General features: G+C 74.3%; 16 protein-coding genes. 1 reads left to right on the top strand and 15 read right to left on the bottom strand.

The features are described 5' to 3' along the window. Positions 1–186: 186 nt before the first annotated feature. From LPU43_RS10365 to LPU43_RS10420, 12 genes are all read right to left on the bottom strand, one after another. On the bottom strand, positions 187–1,503 hold the full coding sequence (locus LPU43_RS10365) for a helix-turn-helix domain-containing protein (protein WP_229400059.1): 1,317 nt from the start codon (positions 1,501–1,503) through the stop codon (positions 187–189). Further along, entirely contained in the window at positions 1,500–2,810 is a 1,311-nt protein-coding gene (locus LPU43_RS10370; RefSeq protein WP_229400060.1) for a helix-turn-helix domain-containing protein, read from the bottom strand. Before LPU43_RS10370 ends, LPU43_RS10365 begins: the two co-directional genes overlap by 4 nt. A gap of 54 nt (positions 2,811–2,864) precedes the next feature. Continuing rightward, the gene (locus LPU43_RS10375; RefSeq protein ID WP_255684827.1) at positions 2,865–3,524 is read right to left on the bottom strand and encodes an acVLRF1 family peptidyl-tRNA hydrolase; all 660 of its coding nucleotides are present in this window, start codon (positions 3,522–3,524) and stop codon (positions 2,865–2,867) included. 104 nt (positions 3,525–3,628) lie between these two features. Then, positions 3,629–4,255, bottom strand: a complete 627-nt coding sequence (locus LPU43_RS10380) for a LysE family transporter (protein ID WP_229400366.1) — start codon at positions 4,253–4,255, stop codon at positions 3,629–3,631. Between the two features lie 513 nt (positions 4,256–4,768). Further along, positions 4,769–5,200, bottom strand: coding sequence for a metal-sulfur cluster assembly factor (locus LPU43_RS10385; protein ID WP_229400061.1), 432 nt, complete (start codon positions 5,198–5,200; stop codon positions 4,769–4,771). Next, positions 5,197–5,670, bottom strand: a complete 474-nt coding sequence (gene sufU / locus LPU43_RS10390; RefSeq protein ID WP_229400062.1) for a Fe-S cluster assembly sulfur transfer protein SufU — start codon at positions 5,668–5,670, stop codon at positions 5,197–5,199. The genes LPU43_RS10385 and sufU overlap by 4 nt, the downstream gene beginning before the upstream one ends. Further along, positions 5,670–6,974 (bottom strand): cysteine desulfurase, encoded by a 1,305-nt coding sequence (locus LPU43_RS10395; RefSeq protein ID WP_229400063.1) that lies wholly within the window; start codon positions 6,972–6,974, stop codon positions 5,670–5,672. Before LPU43_RS10395 ends, sufU begins: the two co-directional genes overlap by 1 nt. Before the next feature lie 22 nt (positions 6,975–6,996). Continuing rightward, positions 6,997–7,770, bottom strand: coding sequence for a Fe-S cluster assembly ATPase SufC (gene sufC / locus LPU43_RS10400; protein WP_229400064.1), 774 nt, complete (start codon positions 7,768–7,770; stop codon positions 6,997–6,999). Further along, entirely contained in the window at positions 7,770–8,096 is a 327-nt protein-coding gene (locus tag LPU43_RS10405; protein WP_229400065.1) for a non-heme iron oxygenase ferredoxin subunit, read from the bottom strand. Before LPU43_RS10405 ends, sufC begins: the two co-directional genes overlap by 1 nt. Beyond that, positions 8,096–9,238, bottom strand: a complete 1,143-nt coding sequence (gene sufD / locus LPU43_RS10410) for a Fe-S cluster assembly protein SufD (RefSeq protein WP_229400066.1) — start codon at positions 9,236–9,238, stop codon at positions 8,096–8,098. The genes LPU43_RS10405 and sufD overlap by 1 nt, the downstream gene beginning before the upstream one ends. 53 nt (positions 9,239–9,291) lie before the next feature. Further along, the gene (sufB, locus tag LPU43_RS10415) at positions 9,292–10,722 is read right to left on the bottom strand and encodes a Fe-S cluster assembly protein SufB (protein ID WP_229400067.1); all 1,431 of its coding nucleotides are present in this window, start codon (positions 10,720–10,722) and stop codon (positions 9,292–9,294) included. Then, the gene (locus tag LPU43_RS10420; protein WP_229400068.1) at positions 10,719–11,477 is read right to left on the bottom strand and encodes a helix-turn-helix transcriptional regulator; all 759 of its coding nucleotides are present in this window, start codon (positions 11,475–11,477) and stop codon (positions 10,719–10,721) included. Before LPU43_RS10420 ends, sufB begins: the two co-directional genes overlap by 4 nt. Positions 11,478–11,591: 114 nt before the next feature. On the opposite strand from LPU43_RS10420, the gene LPU43_RS10425 reads away from it, so the two are divergent. After that, positions 11,592–12,566 carry a COX15/CtaA family protein gene (locus LPU43_RS10425; protein WP_229400069.1) on the top strand — a complete coding sequence of 325 codons (975 nt, stop codon included), beginning with the start codon at positions 11,592–11,594 and terminating at the stop codon, positions 12,564–12,566. A gap of 1 nt (position 12,567) precedes the next feature. Here LPU43_RS10425 and LPU43_RS10430 read toward each other — a convergent pair whose 3' ends face one another. From LPU43_RS10430 to LPU43_RS10440, 3 genes are all read right to left on the bottom strand, one after another. Next, positions 12,568–13,503 (bottom strand): ATP-grasp domain-containing protein, encoded by a 936-nt coding sequence (locus LPU43_RS10430; RefSeq protein ID WP_229400070.1) that lies wholly within the window; start codon positions 13,501–13,503, stop codon positions 12,568–12,570. Between the two features lie 5 nt (positions 13,504–13,508). Then, positions 13,509–13,844 (bottom strand): hypothetical protein, encoded by a 336-nt coding sequence (locus LPU43_RS10435; protein ID WP_229400071.1) that lies wholly within the window; start codon positions 13,842–13,844, stop codon positions 13,509–13,511. 310 nt (positions 13,845–14,154) lie between these two features. Next, positions 14,155–15,138 (bottom strand): heme o synthase, encoded by a 984-nt coding sequence (locus LPU43_RS10440; RefSeq protein ID WP_229400072.1) that lies wholly within the window; start codon positions 15,136–15,138, stop codon positions 14,155–14,157. Between the last annotated feature and the right edge of the window lie 92 nt (positions 15,139–15,230).

Genomic DNA, 15,230 nt, shown 5'->3' on the forward strand with positions numbered 1-15,230 from the left:
GCTCTGGGCCCGCGGCTGACAGTCCGGCCCGCCTGCCGGGGGGCGGGCCGAAAAGCGGGCTCGCGGGTACGGGCGGGCGACCGGTGGCAAGCTGCCGCGCAAGCGGCGGACGGGCCGCCGGTCGCCCGTTCCCGCAGTTCCGACCGGGCCGCCCGTCGCCCGTTCCCGCAGCCCCGACTGTGTGCGTCAGGTCGACGGGCGGACCGCGCCCGGCGGGTGCTCGCCGAGGCGCTCCACTTCGCTCAGCCCCTCGCGCAGCAGGTCCAGGGCCTCGTCGGGCCGGCCGGCCGCGTCGAGGTGATCGGCCAGCGCCAGGACGGTGGCCGCCAGCTCGCGCCGCCGGCCGGCGGCACGGAACCCGTCGACCGCGGCCCGCAGGTACCGCTCGGCGCCGCGCCGGTCGCCGGCGTCCGCGCGGAGCAGGCCGCGCATCCGCGCCGCCCGGGCGGCGCCAGGACCGTCCCCGCCCCGGTCCAGCACCTCCCCCACCAGCTCGTCCGCCGTCGCCGCCTGCCCCAGCGCGCGGTACGCCTCGGCCAGCTCGACCGCGGTGTCGCCGGCGAGCCCCTCCTGGCCGGCGACCCGCAGCGCGTCGTACGCGGTGGTCAGGTCCACCAGCGCGCCCGGGACGTCCCCGGCGGCCCAGCGGCCCCGACCCCGAGCCCGGTGGCACGAGGCGAGCTGCACGTCCAGGGCGGCCTGCCGGGCCGCCTGCCGCGCCTGCTCCGCCGCCGTCGCCGCCTCCGCCGTGCGGCCCCGCGCCAACAGGCTGCCCGCCACCGCCAGGTGCAGCCGCGCCACCCGGACCGGTTCGGCCAGCACCGCCAGGGCCAGGGCCCGCGCCGCCGAATCCGCCGCCGCCGGCTCGTCGTCGAGCTGGCTGTGGCAGAGCGCGAGTTCCGCGTCCAGGGTCAGCAGCACCGCCGGGTCCGGGTAGCCGTCCCGCACCAGCCCGTCCCGGGTCGAGGCCAGCAGGTACGTCGCGTACCGCAGGTCGCCGGCCCGACCCGCCAGCACCGCGCGGACGGCGACCGCCTCGGCGCGGACGTGCGGCGCGGCGACCGCCAGCAGCTCGTCGGCCTGGTCGACCTGCGCCACCGCCTCGGCGGTGTCCCCCCGCCGCAGGGCGAGGTCGGCGAGGCCGAGCCGGGCCCGGGCGAGCAGGACCGGGGCGTCCAGCGGCGCGGCGGCCGAGATCACCTCCCGGTAGCCCGCGCCCGCCCCCTCCGGGTCGGCCGGCGCGGCGCAGTCGGCCTCGACCAGCCGCAGGAGCAGGCCCACCGCCTCGGCCGGGGACCGGCCGGTGGTCAGGTCTGCCGGGGTGACCCCGAGCCGCTCGGCGAAGTGGGCGACGGCGTCCGCCGAGGGGGTACGCCGGCCGGCCTCCACGGCGGAGACGTAGGCCGCGGTGTAGTGCGGCTCGGCGAGGGCGCGCTGGGTGAGCCCCCGGGCGGCGCGCAGCCGTTGGACGCGGGCCCCCACCCCGCTGCGCGGGCCGCTCACGTCAGCCGCTCCGCCGCGCGCAGCCCCCGACGCAGCACCTCCGCCGCCTCGGCGCGGGCCCCCTCGGCGAGCAGCGACTCGCCGAGGTGCCGGCAGGCGACGACGACCTCCCCCATCAGTCCGGCCTGCTCGTAGCGGTCGGCGGCCCGGGACAGCAGCCGGCGCGCGTCGTCCCCCGCGCCCCGGGTTGCGCGCACCAGGCCGAGCACCAGGTCGGCCTCCGCCATCAGCTCCTGGTGCCGGGACCCGGCCGCCGTCCGCGCGGCCTCCCCGGCCAGCTCCTCCGCCTCGTCGAGCGCGCCCTCCCGGCGACGGGACTCGGCCAGCTCCAGCGTCGCCCCCGCGTGGTCGAAAACCGCGCCGACCGCGCCGAGCATCTGCCGGGCCCGGCGCAGCTCCGGGCCGGCCTCGGCCGGACGGTCGGCCCGGCGCAGGACGTAGCCCCGGGCCCAGTGGCACAGGGCGATCTCCCGGGTCAGCCCCAGCTCGGCGTAGCGGCGGACCGCCTCGCGCAGGTAGCGGTCGGCCTCATCCAGCTCGCCGTCGCGCCGCAACTGGCCGGCGACGGCATAGAACTGGGCCACCCACTCCCCCCGGGTGGCCCGGGGCAGCAGGGGCAGCGCCTCCCGCTCCAGCCGCCGGGCCCGGTGCCGCCAGCTCAGCTCCAGGAACGTGTACATCAGCGCGTTGGTCAGCCGCAGCTCGGCGTCGGGATCGACCGGCGGGGCCGCCCGCAGCGCCCGCAGCCCGTCCTCCAGGAACGCCACCGCGCGGGGGGCGTCGCCGCCGACCAGCAGGCAGTAGGACTGCCGGGCGAGCACCGCCGCGCGCAGCGCGGGACAGGCCGACGGCTGCGCCGCCAGTCGCGCGTAGCCGGCCGCGGCGGCCGGGGCCCGGCCCCGGTGCAGGTCCGCCTCCGCCGCGTAGTACCGCGCCCAGCCACCCAGCTCCGGCAGGTGGTAGTCGTCGGCCCGGCGGCGGACGTCGGCGAGCACGCGGTCGGCGGCGTCGAGGTCGCCGGCCGACAGGGCCCGCCGGGCGCTCGCCAGCTCCCCGGAGAGCCGGGCCGCCGCGTCGGCCGGTCGCCCGTAGCGCAGGTCGTCGACCGGGAGCCCGAGCCGCTCGGCGACGTGGGCCAGCGCCTCCGGGCTGGGGGTGCGGGTGCCGGCCTCGATCGCACCGAGGAACGCCCGCGTGTACCGGGGCTCGGCGACCTGCTGCTGGGTCAGCCCCCGGGCCGTGCGCAGGCGGCGGATACGGTCACCGAGTGGCTCACCGCCCGGGACGACGCCGCCCGTCGCCTCCATCCCCACCCCTCTCGCGTGCTGCCACCAGCCTAGTTACCTGTTCACGCGGGTCGATCACTCAGGGCCCGGCTCGGGGTCGCGGACCAGGACCCGTACCGCGCGGGCGGCGCCCACGGCGGCGACCAGCACCGCGTGCCGGGGCTCCGGGACGTCGAGCAGCCGCTCGTCGCGCAGCGCCGCGAGCGGGGCCAGCCGCCGGTCGGCGAGCACGGTGTCCACGGCCCGACGGTCGCCGCCGCAGACCAGGCCCGCCAGGGTCGACGCCTCGGGCAGCAGCAGCCGCACGGCCAGCTCCGCCGCGTCGCCGAGGGCCGCCTTCGCCTGGTTGTCGCGTCGCCGGGCGAAGCGCTGCTGCGACCAGCCCCCGGCGGCGGTGCGCCCCTGCACGTACCGGGTGTCCACCTTGGATACGACCAGGTCGGGCCCCTCGGCTACGCCGACCGCCACCGCGCCCTTGCGGGCCAACAGCAGCCCGATCCGGCGCGGCGCGGTCGCGGCGGCCACGAAAGCGGCGAGGTCGACGGCCCCGGGCGCGCCCGGGGGGCGGTGCAGTTCGGCGGTCGCCCCGTCGGGGGCCGCGAGCAGCAGCCCGTACCGCTGGGGGGTGGTCGCCGGCGGGCCGTGCCGGTCGGCGAAGCCGGAGACCCAGCGGGCGACGCGGGCCGGGTCCACCTCGACCCACCGGCCGCCCCCGGCGGCGGGACGACTGCTCATGCGCCGACCGTACGGCACGCCGGGCGCGCCGCCGGTGGCCGGGGGACGGGGCCGAGCGGCGCGACGGGCGGCGAGCGGCCCAGCCGTCGCCGGCCCGGCCGCGCTCAGCGCCCGAGCAGCGTGACGACCGCGAGGGCCGCGACGATCGCGCTGGAGAGCAGGGCGGTGGCCAGCCGGCCCCGGGGACCGGTCAGCGCCCGCCCCAGCAGGGTGCCGCCGCCGGCGACCAGCAACTGCCAGCTCGCCGAGGCCAGGAACGCCCCGGCCACGAAGAGGGCGGCGGCCGCCCGGCCCGGGTCGTCCGCCTCCCCGCGCCCGAGCACGAGCGCCGCGAAGTAGACCACCGTCGCCGGATTGAGCATGGTCAGCGCCAGCACCCCGGCGAACGCCCGCCCGGGTGTGTCGAGGCCCCGGCCGTCGCCCGCGCCGGCCGACGCGGGGCGGGGGCGCAGCGCCCGCCAGGCGGTGTGCCCGGCGAGGGCGAGCAGCACGGCCGCCGCAACCAGCCGCAGTGGACCGGCGACCGGGGTCAGCAGCTCCGCGACGGCCGCCCCGCCGAGCACGGCGACGGCGGCGTAGAGGCCGTCGGCGGTCGCCACGCCGAGCGCGGCGGCGGCCCCGACCCGCAGCGACGTGCGGGCGCTGAGCCCCAGGATCAGCACGGCGATCGCGCCGACGGGCACGGCGACGCCGTAGCCGGCCACCAGGCCGGCCAGGAACGCCCCGGTCACGACGGTCGGCGGCGGGCCGGGACGCACCCGGGCGAGGTCCGCTGTCGACGCGCGGTGTCGGCCGCGCGGGCAGGGACCTGCTTCGGGTACGCCTCGGTCATGGCCTCATCATCGGCCCCGTGCCTTCGACCCGCGAGCGGTTTCCCGGGGGCCACGCCTCGACGGCACCGCCCTCTCTCGGGAACACGCTGCGTCAACCCGCTGCTTCGGCCGTCGATCCGCGCGCCCCCTTTGCTCTGCTTCCGTCGGTGCAACACGGGCAGCGAGCAGCGGCTTCGCGTCTCGGGCCAGCGCGGGCCGACGGCGAGGACGGTCACGCACCGCGCTCGTTGCGCCGGCGGCAGCAGAGCAAAGGGGAGGTGGGAGGTGTGGGTCGGTCGGCGGGGCCGGGGTCACGGTGACCGATCCGCGCCCGGCGTCGCGGGGGCCGGCGGGCCGGCGGAACACAAGATGCCGCGAGCGTCCCCCTCGGCAGGGGGACGCTCGCGGCATGCTGCGTGGTGCGGGCCTACGTCAGACGTTGAAGCCGAGGGAGCGGAGCTGGTCGCGCCCCTCGTCGGTGATCTTGTCGGGGCCCCACGGCGGCAGCCACACCCAGTTGATCCGGATGTCGTCGACCAGCCCCCCGCCGGGGCCGGTGGTCAACGCCTGCCGGGCCTGGTCCTCGATCACGTCGGTCAGCGGGCAGGCCGCCGAGGTCAGCGTCATGTCCAGGGTGGCCACGTTGTCGTCGTCGACGTGGACGCCGTACACCAGGCCGAGGTCGACCACGTTGATGCCCAGCTCCGGGTCGACGACGTCCTTCATCGCCTCCTCGACGTCGGCGAGGGCGGCCTTGCCGCGCGCCGCGGGCGTCGCGGCGTCGGTCGTGCCGGCCTCGGGCGTCGCGGCGTCGGTCGCCACGGCGCCGGCCTCCGGCGCGGCGGCGGTCTGCTCAGAACTCATGCCTTCACCTCCGGGCTCACGCCCACCCCGGCGCGTGCCGCGGCGTCCTTGAACGCCATCCACGACAGCAGCGCGCACTTGACCCGGGCGGGGTAGCGCGCGACACCCGCGAACGCCACCCCGTCACCGAGAACGTCCTCGTCCGGCGTGACCTGACCACGGCCGGACAGCAACTCCACGAACGCCCCGTGCACCCCGAACGCCTCGTCCACGGCCCGGCCGCGCAGCAGCTCGTGCAGCACGCTCGCCGACGCCTGGCTGATCGAGCAGCCCATCCCGTCGTACGACACGTCGTGCAGCACCTCGCCGTCGGTGGCGACCCGGACCGTCAGCTCGTCGCCGCAGGTCGGGTTGACGTGGTGCGCCTCGCCGACCCGGTCGGCCGGGTCGGCGGCGTCCCGCAGACCCCGGCCCTGCGGGCGCTTGTAGTGGTCCAGGATGATCTCCTGGTAGAGCTGGTCGAGCTGCATCAGTCGAACACCTTCCGCACCTGCTCCAGGCCCCCCACCAGGGCGTCGATCTCCTCGGTGGTGGTGTACAGGTAGAACGAGGCCCGCGTCATGGCCGGCACGCCGAACCGGGTGCACACCGGCTTGGCGCAGTGGTGGCCGACGCGCACCTGCACGCCGAGCGAGTCGAGGACCTGCCCCACGTCGTGCGGGTGGACGTCGCCGAGCGCGAACGAGATCGTCCCGCCCCGGCCCACCGGCACCGTCGGCCCGAAGATCCGCAGGCCGGGAACGGCGGCGAGGGCGTCCAGCGCGTACGCCGTCAGCTCCTTCTCGTGCCACTGGACCGCCCGCATGTCCAGGCCGGTCAGGTAGTCCACCGCCGCGCCGAGCGCCACCGCCTCGGCGATCGGCGGGGTGCCCGCCTCGAACCGGGCCGGCGGGGCGGCGAACGTCGAGCCGGTCATGCCGACGGTCTCGATCATCGACCCGCCGCCGAGCACCGGCGGCATCGCCGCCAGCAGCTCGCCCCGGCCCCAGAGCACGCCGATGCCGGTCGGGCCGCACATCTTGTGCCCGGTGAAGACGATGAAGTCGGCGTCGAGGTCGACCACGTCGATCGGCAGGTGCGGCACCGACTGCGAGCAGTCGAGCAGCAGCAGCGCCCCCACCTCGCGGACCCGCGCGGTGATGCGGGAGGTGGCGTTCACCGTGCCCAGGATGTTCGACATGTGCACCAGCGAGACGATCTTCGTCCGCTCGGTGACCAGGTCGTCCAGGCCGGACTCGTCGAGCCGGCCGTTGTCGGTGACCGGGAACCAGCGCAGGGTCGCGCCGGTGCGCTCGCAGAGCAACTGCCACGGGACGATGTTCGAGTGGTGCTCCATCTCGGAGATCACGATCTCGTCGCCGGGGCCGAGCCGGAACCGGGGGTCGGCGTCGGGGCGCAGCGAGGCGTTCGAGAACGCGTACGCCACGATGTTGATCGCCTCGGTGGAGTTCTTGGTGAACACCACCTCGTCGACGCTCGGCGCGTTGACGAACGCGGCGATCTTCGCCCGCGCCCCCTCGTACGCCTCGGTCGCCTCGGTGCCCAGGGTGTGCACCGAGCGCGACACGTTGGCGTTGTGCCGTGCGTAGTGCTCGGTGAGCGCGTCGAGCACCTGGCGCGGCTTGTGCGAGGTGTTCGCGCTGTCCAGGTAGACCAGCCGGTGCCCGTTGACCTCCCGGTCGAGGATCGGGAAGTCGGCGCGCACCCGTGCCACGTCGAGGCGCGGCACGTCGCCGTACTGCGGCATCCCCTCGGGGATCGTGATGGTGGTCATCTGCCCGACCGGCCCTCTCCTGTCAGGCCCGCGCCGCGCCGGCCCCGGCGACGTAGCGCTCGTAGCCCTCTTCCTCCAGCTTGTCGGCCAGCTCGGGGCCGCCCTGCTCGACGATCCGGCCGGCGACGAAGACGTGCACGAAGTCCGGCTTGATGTAGCGCAGGATGCGGGTGTAGTGGGTGATCAGCAGCAGCCCGGTGTCGCCGGTGTCACGGACCCGGTTCACGCCCTCGCTCACCACGCGCAGCGCGTCGACGTCGAGGCCGGAGTCGGTCTCGTCGAGGATCGCCACCTTCGGCTTGAGCAGTTCGAGCTGCACGATCTCGTGCCGCTTCTTCTCGCCGCCGGAGAAGCCCTCGTTGACGTTACGCTGGGCGAACGCCGGGTCCATGTGCAGGCGCTCCATGGCACCGCGCAGCTCGCCGCCCCAGGTGCGCAGCTTCGGCGCGGTGCCGTCGATGGCGGTCTTCGCGGTGCGCAGGAAGTTGGCCACCGAGACGCCGGGCACCTCGACCGGGTACTGCATGGCCAGGAAGAGGCCGGCACGGGCCCGCTCGTCGACGGACATGGCCAGCACGTCGGAGCCGTCGAGGGTCACCGAACCGCCGGTGATCTCGTACTTCGGGTGGCCGGCGATGGAGTACGCCAGGGTGGACTTGCCCGAGCCGTTGGGGCCCATGATGGCGTGGGTCTCCCCCGACCGCACGGTCAGGTCGACGCCGGCCAGGATCGGCTTGAGCTCACCCTCGGGCAGCTTGACCGACACCTTCAGGTCGCGGATCTCCAGGGTGCTCATTAGCGGGTCACTCCATTGCTCGGCGTGAGACTGACGTAGATGTCGCCGTCGCGGACTTCGACGGGGTAGACGGGTACGGGTTCGGTGGCGGGCAGCCCGGTCGGCTGGCCGGTCCTCAGGTCGAAACGAGATCCGTGCAGCCAGCATTCCAGCGTGCAGCCCTCCACCTCCCCCTCGGAGAGGGCGACGGCGGCGTGCGAGCACTCGTCGTACACGGCGTAGAAGGCGTCGTCCTCGGCGTGCACGAGGGCGACCGGCGTGCCGTCGACGTCGGCGCTGACCACGGTGCCCTTCGGCAGGTCCTCGGTCGAGCAGATCCGGATCATCAGGCGCCCGCCTTGAGGAGGCGTGCCTCGATCGCGTCGCCGAGGCGCTCGCGCAGCTCCTCCACCGGGATCTTGTTGACCAGCTCCGCGAAGAAGCCGCGCACCACCAGGCGGCGGGCCTCGTTCTCCGGGATGCCCCGGGCCATCAGGTAGAAGAGCTGCTCGTCGTCGAAGCGGCCGGTGGCGCTGGCGTGCCCGGCCCCGGCGATCTCGCCGGTCTCGATCTCCAGGTTCGGCACCGAGTCCGCCCGCGCGCCGTCGGTGAGCAGCAGGTTCCGGTTGATCTCGTACGTGTCGGTGCCGGTCGCCTCGGCCCGGATCAGCACGTCGCCGACCCAGACGGTACGCGCGTCCGCGCCCTGCAACGCGCCCCGGTAGCCGACGTAGCTGCGGCAGTCCGGCACGTTGTGGTCGACGAACTGGCGGTGCTCCAGGTGCTGACCGCCGTCGGCGAAGTAGACGCCGTACAGCTCGGCCTCGCCGCCCCGGCCGGTGTACTCCACCGTCGTGTACTGCCGGACCAGGTCGCCGCCGAGGCTGACCTGGACGTGCACCACCCGGGCGTCGCGGCCCAGCCGGACCTTCAGGTGCTGGGCCTGCACGGCATCGGCCGCCCAGTCGGCCACCGTCACCAGGGTCAGCTTCGCCCCGTCGGCCACGGTCACCTCGACGTTGTCGGCCAGGGTCGCCGAGCCGACGTGCTCCAGCACGACGGTGGCCTCGGCGAACCGGCCGACCTCGACGAACGTGTGCCCGAAGGCGAGCCCCTCCGCGCCGTCGCCGACCGCCCGCAGGCGCACCGCCTCGCCCGGCACCGCGTCGCCGGCCACCTCGACCAGCAGCGCGTCGGTGGCCCCGCCGTACGCCAGCGCGCTGATCCGGTCGACCGGGGTGAGCACGCTGCCCACCCGGGGGTCGTCCGTGCCGACCCGGGAGACGGTGACGCCCTCGGGCAGGTCGCCGTGCTCGTGCCGGACCGTGCCCGTCGCGGGCCGAGCGTCGCCGGCCAGCCCGCGCAGGCGCTTGAGCGGGGTGAAGCGCCACTCCTCCTCCCGGCCGGTGAGGGCCGGGAAGTCGGCGACGTCGTACGAGCGGAGCGCCTGCGACTTGGTGCTGGGCGGCGCGGAAGCCTGGGTAGTCATCTCTTCCTTGGTCTTTGTCTACGACGACGGTGTCTTGAGCTGGGGCGGTGGCGTCAGCCGACCGCGCCCTCCATCTGGAGTTCGATCAGGCGGTTGAGCTCCAGGGCGTACTCCATCGGAAGCTCCTTGGCGATCGGCTCGATGAAGCCGCGCACGATCATCGCCATCGCCTCGTCCTCGCTCAGGCCCCGGCTCATCAGGTAGAAGAGCTGGTCGTCGCTGATCTTGGAGACGGTCGCCTCGTGCCCCATCGCCACGTCGTCCTCGCGGATGTCGACGTACGGGTAGGTGTCGGAGCGGGAGATGGTGTCAACCAGCAGCGCGTCGCACTTGACCGTGCTGCGGCTGTGGGTCGAGCCCTCCAGCACCTGCACCAGGCCCCGGTACGACGTCCGGCCGCCGCCGCGCGCGATCGACTTCGACACGATCGTCGAGGAGGTGTGCGGCGCGGCGTGCACCATCTTCGCGCCCGCGTCCTGGTGCTGGCCCTCGCCGGCCATCGCCACCGAGAGCACCTCGCCCTTGGCGTGCTCGCCGGTCATGTAGACCGCCGGGTACTTCATGGTGACCTTGGAGCCGATGTTGCCGTCCACCCACTCCATGGTCGCGCCCTCGTGGCACACGGCCCGCTTGGTGACGAGGTTGTAGACGTTGTTGGACCAGTTCTGGATGGTCGTGTAGCGGCAGCGGGCGTTCTTCTTGACGATGATCTCCACGACCGCGCTGTGCAGCGAGTCGGAGGAGTACAGCGGGGCGGTGCAGCCCTCGACGTAGTGCACGTACGCGCCCTCGTCGACGATGATCAGCGTCCGCTCGAACTGGCCCATGTTCTCGGTGTTGATCCGGAAGTACGCCTGGAGCGGGATCTCCACGTGCACGCCCTTCGGCACGTAGATGAACGAGCCGCCGGACCACACGGAGGTGTTCAGCGCGGCGAACTTGTTGTCGCCGACCGGGATCACCGTGCCGAAGTACTCCTTGAAGATGTCCTCGTGCTCCTTGAGCGCGGTGTCGGTGTCCAGGAAGACGACGCCCTGCTCCTCGAGGTCCTCGCGGATCTTGTGGTAGACGACCTCGGACTCGTACTGCGCCGCCACACCCGCGACCAGGCGCTGCTTCTCCGCCTCGGGGATGCCCAGCCGGTCGTAGGTGTTCTTGATGTCCTCCGGCAGGTCCTCCCAGCTCGTGGCCTGCTTCTCGGTGGACCGGACGAAGTACTTGATGTTGTCGAAGTCGATCCCGGTGAGGTCCGCGCCCCAGGACGGCATCGGCTTGCGGCCGAACAGCCGCAGACCCTTCAGCCGCAGGTCGAGCATCCAGGCCGGCTCGTTCTTCTTGGCGGAGATGTCCCGGACCACGGCCTCGTTGAGGCCACGCTGGGCGGCGGCCCCGGCGACGTCCGGGTCGGCCCAGCCGTACTCGTAGCGGCCCAGCGCGGCGAGCTGCTCATCCTGGGTCAGGGGCTGGACGGTCTGCTCGGTCATCTATCTGTCCTCACAGTGGTGACGGTTCTACCGGACTGGGCACGCCCCGGCTGGGCCGGGATGTGCGTGGTGCACACCCCGTCGCCGTGCGCGATGGTGGCCAGGCGCTGCACGTGGGTGCCGACCAGACGGGAGATGACCGCCGTCTCGGCCTCGCACAGCTGGGGAAACTCGGCGGCCACGTGCGCCACCGGGCAGTGGTGCTGGCAGAGCTGACCGCCGGAGGCGATCGTGGACGCGTTGGCAGCGTAGCCCTCGGCGGTGAGCGCCCCGGCGAGCGCCTCGGCCCGCGCCAGGGGGTCGTCGCCGGCGTCCTCCATCGCGGCGCGGCAGCGCTCCTCCAGGGCGGCGACCTGGTCGGCGGCGAACGCCTCGACCGCGTCGGAGCCCCCGCTGCGGGCGATCCAGCGCAGCGCGGCCGTGGCGATGTTGTCGTAGTGGTGGGTGCCGCAGCGGCCCCGAGCCGCGTCGGTCAGCACGAAGACCTTCGCGGGGCGGCCCCGCCCCCGGCTGCCCCGCACGACCTGCTCGCGGGCGAGCACGTCGCCGTCGGCGAGCATCGCGTCGAGGTGCCGGCGGATCGCCGCCGGGCTGAGGCCGAGCGCCGAGCCGAGCTGCGCCGCGGTGGTCGCCCCGCGCTCCAGCAGCAGGTGGGTGACCCGGTCGCGGGTCGACAGGTCGGCGGCGGGCACGGGGGCCCCGGCGGCCGGACCGGCCGCCGGTCGCCGCCCGGGAAGCGCCGCCACGTTTTTCACAACGGCAACGTTACGTAATTCAGGGAGGGGCCGCAAACCCGACCCCGGTGATACGAGCCACCGGGGTGGCGGAGTCACCCGGTCGGGCTCCACTACGTTGCGTAGGATTCCCCCGTGACGCCATCCGCCCGGTTCCGGGTCTCCACCACCGTGCTGCGCCGCCTGGCGCTCGCCTCGATCATCGCGAACGTGGCCATCGTGGTCACCGGCGGGGCGGTCCGGCTGACCGCCTCCGGCCTCGGCTGCCCCACCTGGCCCCGCTGCACCGACGAGTCGTACACGACGACGCAGGAGATGGGGGTGCACGGCGTCATCGAGTTCGGCAACCGGCTGCTCACCTTCGCCGTCGGCGCGATCGCCCTGGCCGTGGTGGTGGCCGTGCTGCTGCACGGGGCGCGCCGGAGGGCGCTGCTGCCCCTGGCGGTCGGGGTGCTGTTCGGCATCCCCGCGCAGGCCGTGGTCGGCGGCATCACCGTGCTGACCAACCTGAACCCGTGGGTGGTCGGCCTGCACTTCCTCGCCTCGATGGCGGTGATCGCGGTCGCATACGCGTTGTGGCGGCGCGTCGACGAGCCCGACGGCCCGGCGAGGCCCACGGTGCCCGCCCCGCTGCGGGCGCTCGCGCTGGTCACCACCGTGGTCAGCACCGCGGTGCTGGTCATCGGCACCTGGGTCACCGGCAGCGGGCCGCACGCCGGCGACCAGGGCGCCGCCCGCAACGGCCTCGACCCGGAGTCGATCTCCCAGGTGCACGCCGACAGCGTGTTCCTGCTGCTCGGGCTCTCGGTGGCGCTGGTCTTCGCGTTCCGCGCGGTCGGCGCGCGGCGGGCGGAGCGGGCCGCCGTCGTGCTGGTCGCGGTGGAGCTGGGCCAGGGCCTGATCGGCTTCGTCCAGTACTTCACCCACGTGCCGGCCCTGCTCGTCGGCGCGCACATGCTCGGCTCGTGTCTGGTCCTCCTGGCCACCCTCGGGGTGCAGTGGTCCACCCGCGAGCGCCACCTGCCCTCCCTCAAGGGCAGCAAGCACGCCGGGCGCGCCGATTCGGCGGCTTCCGGGCCTCGGCGCGACCGGGAAGCCCTCGTTCCTTGAATCAGCGCGCCGAGGCGGGCCGGTGCCGGTGGAGGTGGGTGTGGATGGCCTCCGCCAGCCGGGCGGGGGCCAGGGCGTCCTGGCCCAGGAACAGGGACGGCTCGGTCAGTTCCAGCTCGACCAGGACGGGTGAGCCGTCCGGGCCCGGGATGAGGTCGACGCGGGCGTAGAGCAGCCGCTCCGCGCCACCGGGGACCGCCGCGAGGGCCCGCCCGGCGACAGCCGCCTGCTCGGGGGTGGCCGCGCGGGGGCTGATCTCCTCGGCCCGGTACAGCCCGTCGGGGCCCAGGTCGGGGCCGGTCAGCATCGGGCCCTTGCGGATGGCGTGGCTGAACCGGAGCCCCTCGGGGCCGGTCAGGTAGAGCAGGGCCGTCTCGCCGGCCGTGTCCACCGCCGTCAGGTACGGCTGGACCATGGCGAGGCGCCCGGCGTCCGACAGCCGCCGCAGGTGGGCCGCCGCCAGCTCGCGGTGCCCGGGGTCGGCGAGGTCGTACCGGCCGGTGTCCTGGCTTCCCGCGCTGACCGCGGGCTTGATCACGTACTCCCCGTGGGCGGGCGGCGTCCAGGTCTCCCCCGGCGCGACCCAGCCGGTCGGCACGGTGGGCACCCCGGCGGCCGACAGCTCGTCGAGGTAGCGCTTGTCGGTGTTCCAGCGCACCACGTCGGCCGGGTTGACCAGCCGGGGCACGGTGTCGGCCCAGGCGACGAACTCGGCGCGGCGCGGCGCGTAGTCCCAGGGCGAGCGGAGCACGACCAGGTCGTGGGCGGCCCAGTCGACCGCCGGGTCGTCCCACGCGGCGATGGTGACGGCGATCCCCCGGGCCGCCAGCGGGGCGAGGACCAGGCGCTCGTCCGCGTCGAGGTCGGGCAGCTCGGCGCAGGTAACGAGAGCGACCCGGGGTTCCCCCCGGGTCGACTGGTGGTGGTGTTCGGTCACTTATCTCAACGAGCCATCACGCGCCGGGCCATCGACCGCCAGAGGTCGTTGCTCGGCCGCATCTGGTCCATCAGTTCACGCTCCCAGGCGTTCTCGACGGCGACGCCCGCCTCGGCGCACGCCTCCCGCGCGGCGACGGTGTCGTCCGCGAACTGGTCGCCCCAGGCCCCGTCGGAACCCACGAGGACGATCCGCGCACCGCGCTTGCCGACGTACTCGATGACCGCCTTCGCCCCGCCGTGGGCGGCGGCGAACGACCTGATGCCCGCGACCACGCCGCTGGGGGCCTGGTCGGTGACGGTCTGCTGAGCCGTCAGCGTCGTATCGGAACCCTCTGCCATACGCGAAGCCTATGCAGAAGTCCCTGCGTATGCGCGAGAACCATGAACAATTTGTGATGCCCATTACCCGCATGTTTAGCCCCGGGCAGGGGCGATTCGACCGGTTATATCCGGACTAGGAACCGCATAGCGCCCCGGCAAAGTTACCCGTAGTGACGCAGGTTGAGCGGACCCGGCGCAGGGGATGACATTTCTCGCCACGGATGCCGAAGGCCCGACAACTCATCAATGTTCATGATTTTTCGGCGCGGCATGGCCGGGAACGGCGGCGGGCCGGGGCCAAGGCCCCGGCCCGCGTCGCGGCGACGGATCAGACCAGCGCGTCCACGGCGACGGCCGCGAAGACGATGGTCAGGTAGACGTACGACCAGTGGAACAGGCGCATCGGCTTGACCGCCCCGCCCGCGCGCACCTGGCGGCACAGCCTGTGCGCCTCGTACACGAAGACCCCGCCCGCGACCAGCGCGGTGACGCCGTAGATGGGGCCCATCCCGAGCGGCCAGACGGCCAGCGAGGAGAGCAGGGTCAGCCAGGCGAAGCCGATGATCTCGGCGTTGACCCGGCGGGCCGAGGCCACCACCGGCAGCATCGGGATGCCGGCGCGGGCGTAGTCCGCCTTGTACTTCATCGCGAGGGGGTAGAAGTGCGGCATCTGCCAGAAGAAGACCACCGCGAAGAGGGCCCACGCGGCCGGGGCCAGCGAGCCCGTCACCGCCGCCCAGCCGATGAGCACCGGGGCCGCCCCGCACGCGCCACCCCAGAAGGTGTTCTGCGCCGTGGTCCGCTTCAGCCAGAGGGTGTAGACCACGTCGTAGTAGACGATGGCGGCCAGCGTCAGCCCGGCGGCCAGCAGGTTGGTGAACGCCGCCATCAGCGCCACCGAGATCACCGCGAGCACCAGGCCGAAGACCAGCGCGCTGCGCGGCGACACGGTGTGCGTCGGCAGCGGGCGGCGCTTCGTGCGCCGCATGAGCTGGTCGATGTCCCGGTCGATGTAGCAGTTGAGGACGCTGGCCGCGCCGGCGGCGAGCGAGCCGCCCACCAGCACCACGGCCACGAGCCACAGCGACGGCAGCCCGCCCTCGGCGAGCATCATCGCCGGGACGGTGGTGACCAGCAGCAGCTCGACGATGCGCGGCTTGGTCAGCGAGACGTACGCCGAGACCACCGCCCGGACGTCCCGCCGCGGCGCCGCCGCGGCCGGGAGGGCCTTCGGGGCCTCGGCCACGGCCACCGTGCGCACCGGCGGCTGCCCGGCAGAGTTGCTGACGGGGCGCTCGGTGATCATGCTCACGGGTGCCACCTTCCGGCGTCGGCAGGGGAGGTCGGGTCGGTCGGACCCGTCCGGGTCCACACACCGCCCCACACACTACGCGTCGTCGTTTT

Origin of the sequence: Micromonospora okii, from assembly GCF_020884795.1 — a bacterium.
Taxonomy (GTDB): domain Bacteria; phylum Actinomycetota; class Actinomycetes; order Mycobacteriales; family Micromonosporaceae; genus Micromonospora; species Micromonospora okii.

What these genes read in the sequence shown, in the direction of transcription:
- LPU43_RS10370 (WP_229400060.1), bottom strand. Translation starts at nt 2,810, where the DNA reads ATGGAGGCGACGGGCGGCGTCGTCCCGGGCGGTGAGCCACTCGGTGAC.
- LPU43_RS10385 (WP_229400061.1), bottom strand. Translation starts at nt 5,200, where the DNA reads ATGAGTTCTGAGCAGACCGCCGCCGCGCCGGAGGCCGGCGCCGTGGCG.
- LPU43_RS10395 (WP_229400063.1), bottom strand. Translation starts at nt 6,974, where the DNA reads ATGACCACCATCACGATCCCCGAGGGGATGCCGCAGTACGGCGACGTG.
- LPU43_RS10405 (WP_229400065.1), bottom strand. Translation starts at nt 8,096, where the DNA reads ATGATCCGGATCTGCTCGACCGAGGACCTGCCGAAGGGCACCGTGGTC.
- LPU43_RS10375 (WP_255684827.1), bottom strand. Translation starts at nt 3,524, where the DNA reads ATGAGCAGTCGTCCCGCCGCCGGGGGCGGCCGGTGGGTCGAGGTGGAC.
- sufC (WP_229400064.1), bottom strand. Translation starts at nt 7,770, where the DNA reads ATGAGCACCCTGGAGATCCGCGACCTGAAGGTGTCGGTCAAGCTGCCC.
- sufU (WP_229400062.1), bottom strand. Translation starts at nt 5,670, where the DNA reads ATGCAGCTCGACCAGCTCTACCAGGAGATCATCCTGGACCACTACAAG.
- LPU43_RS10435 (WP_229400071.1), bottom strand. Translation starts at nt 13,844, where the DNA reads ATGGCAGAGGGTTCCGATACGACGCTGACGGCTCAGCAGACCGTCACC.
- sufB (WP_229400067.1), bottom strand. Translation starts at nt 10,722, where the DNA reads ATGACCGAGCAGACCGTCCAGCCCCTGACCCAGGATGAGCAGCTCGCC.
- sufD (WP_229400066.1), bottom strand. Translation starts at nt 9,238, where the DNA reads ATGACTACCCAGGCTTCCGCGCCGCCCAGCACCAAGTCGCAGGCGCTC.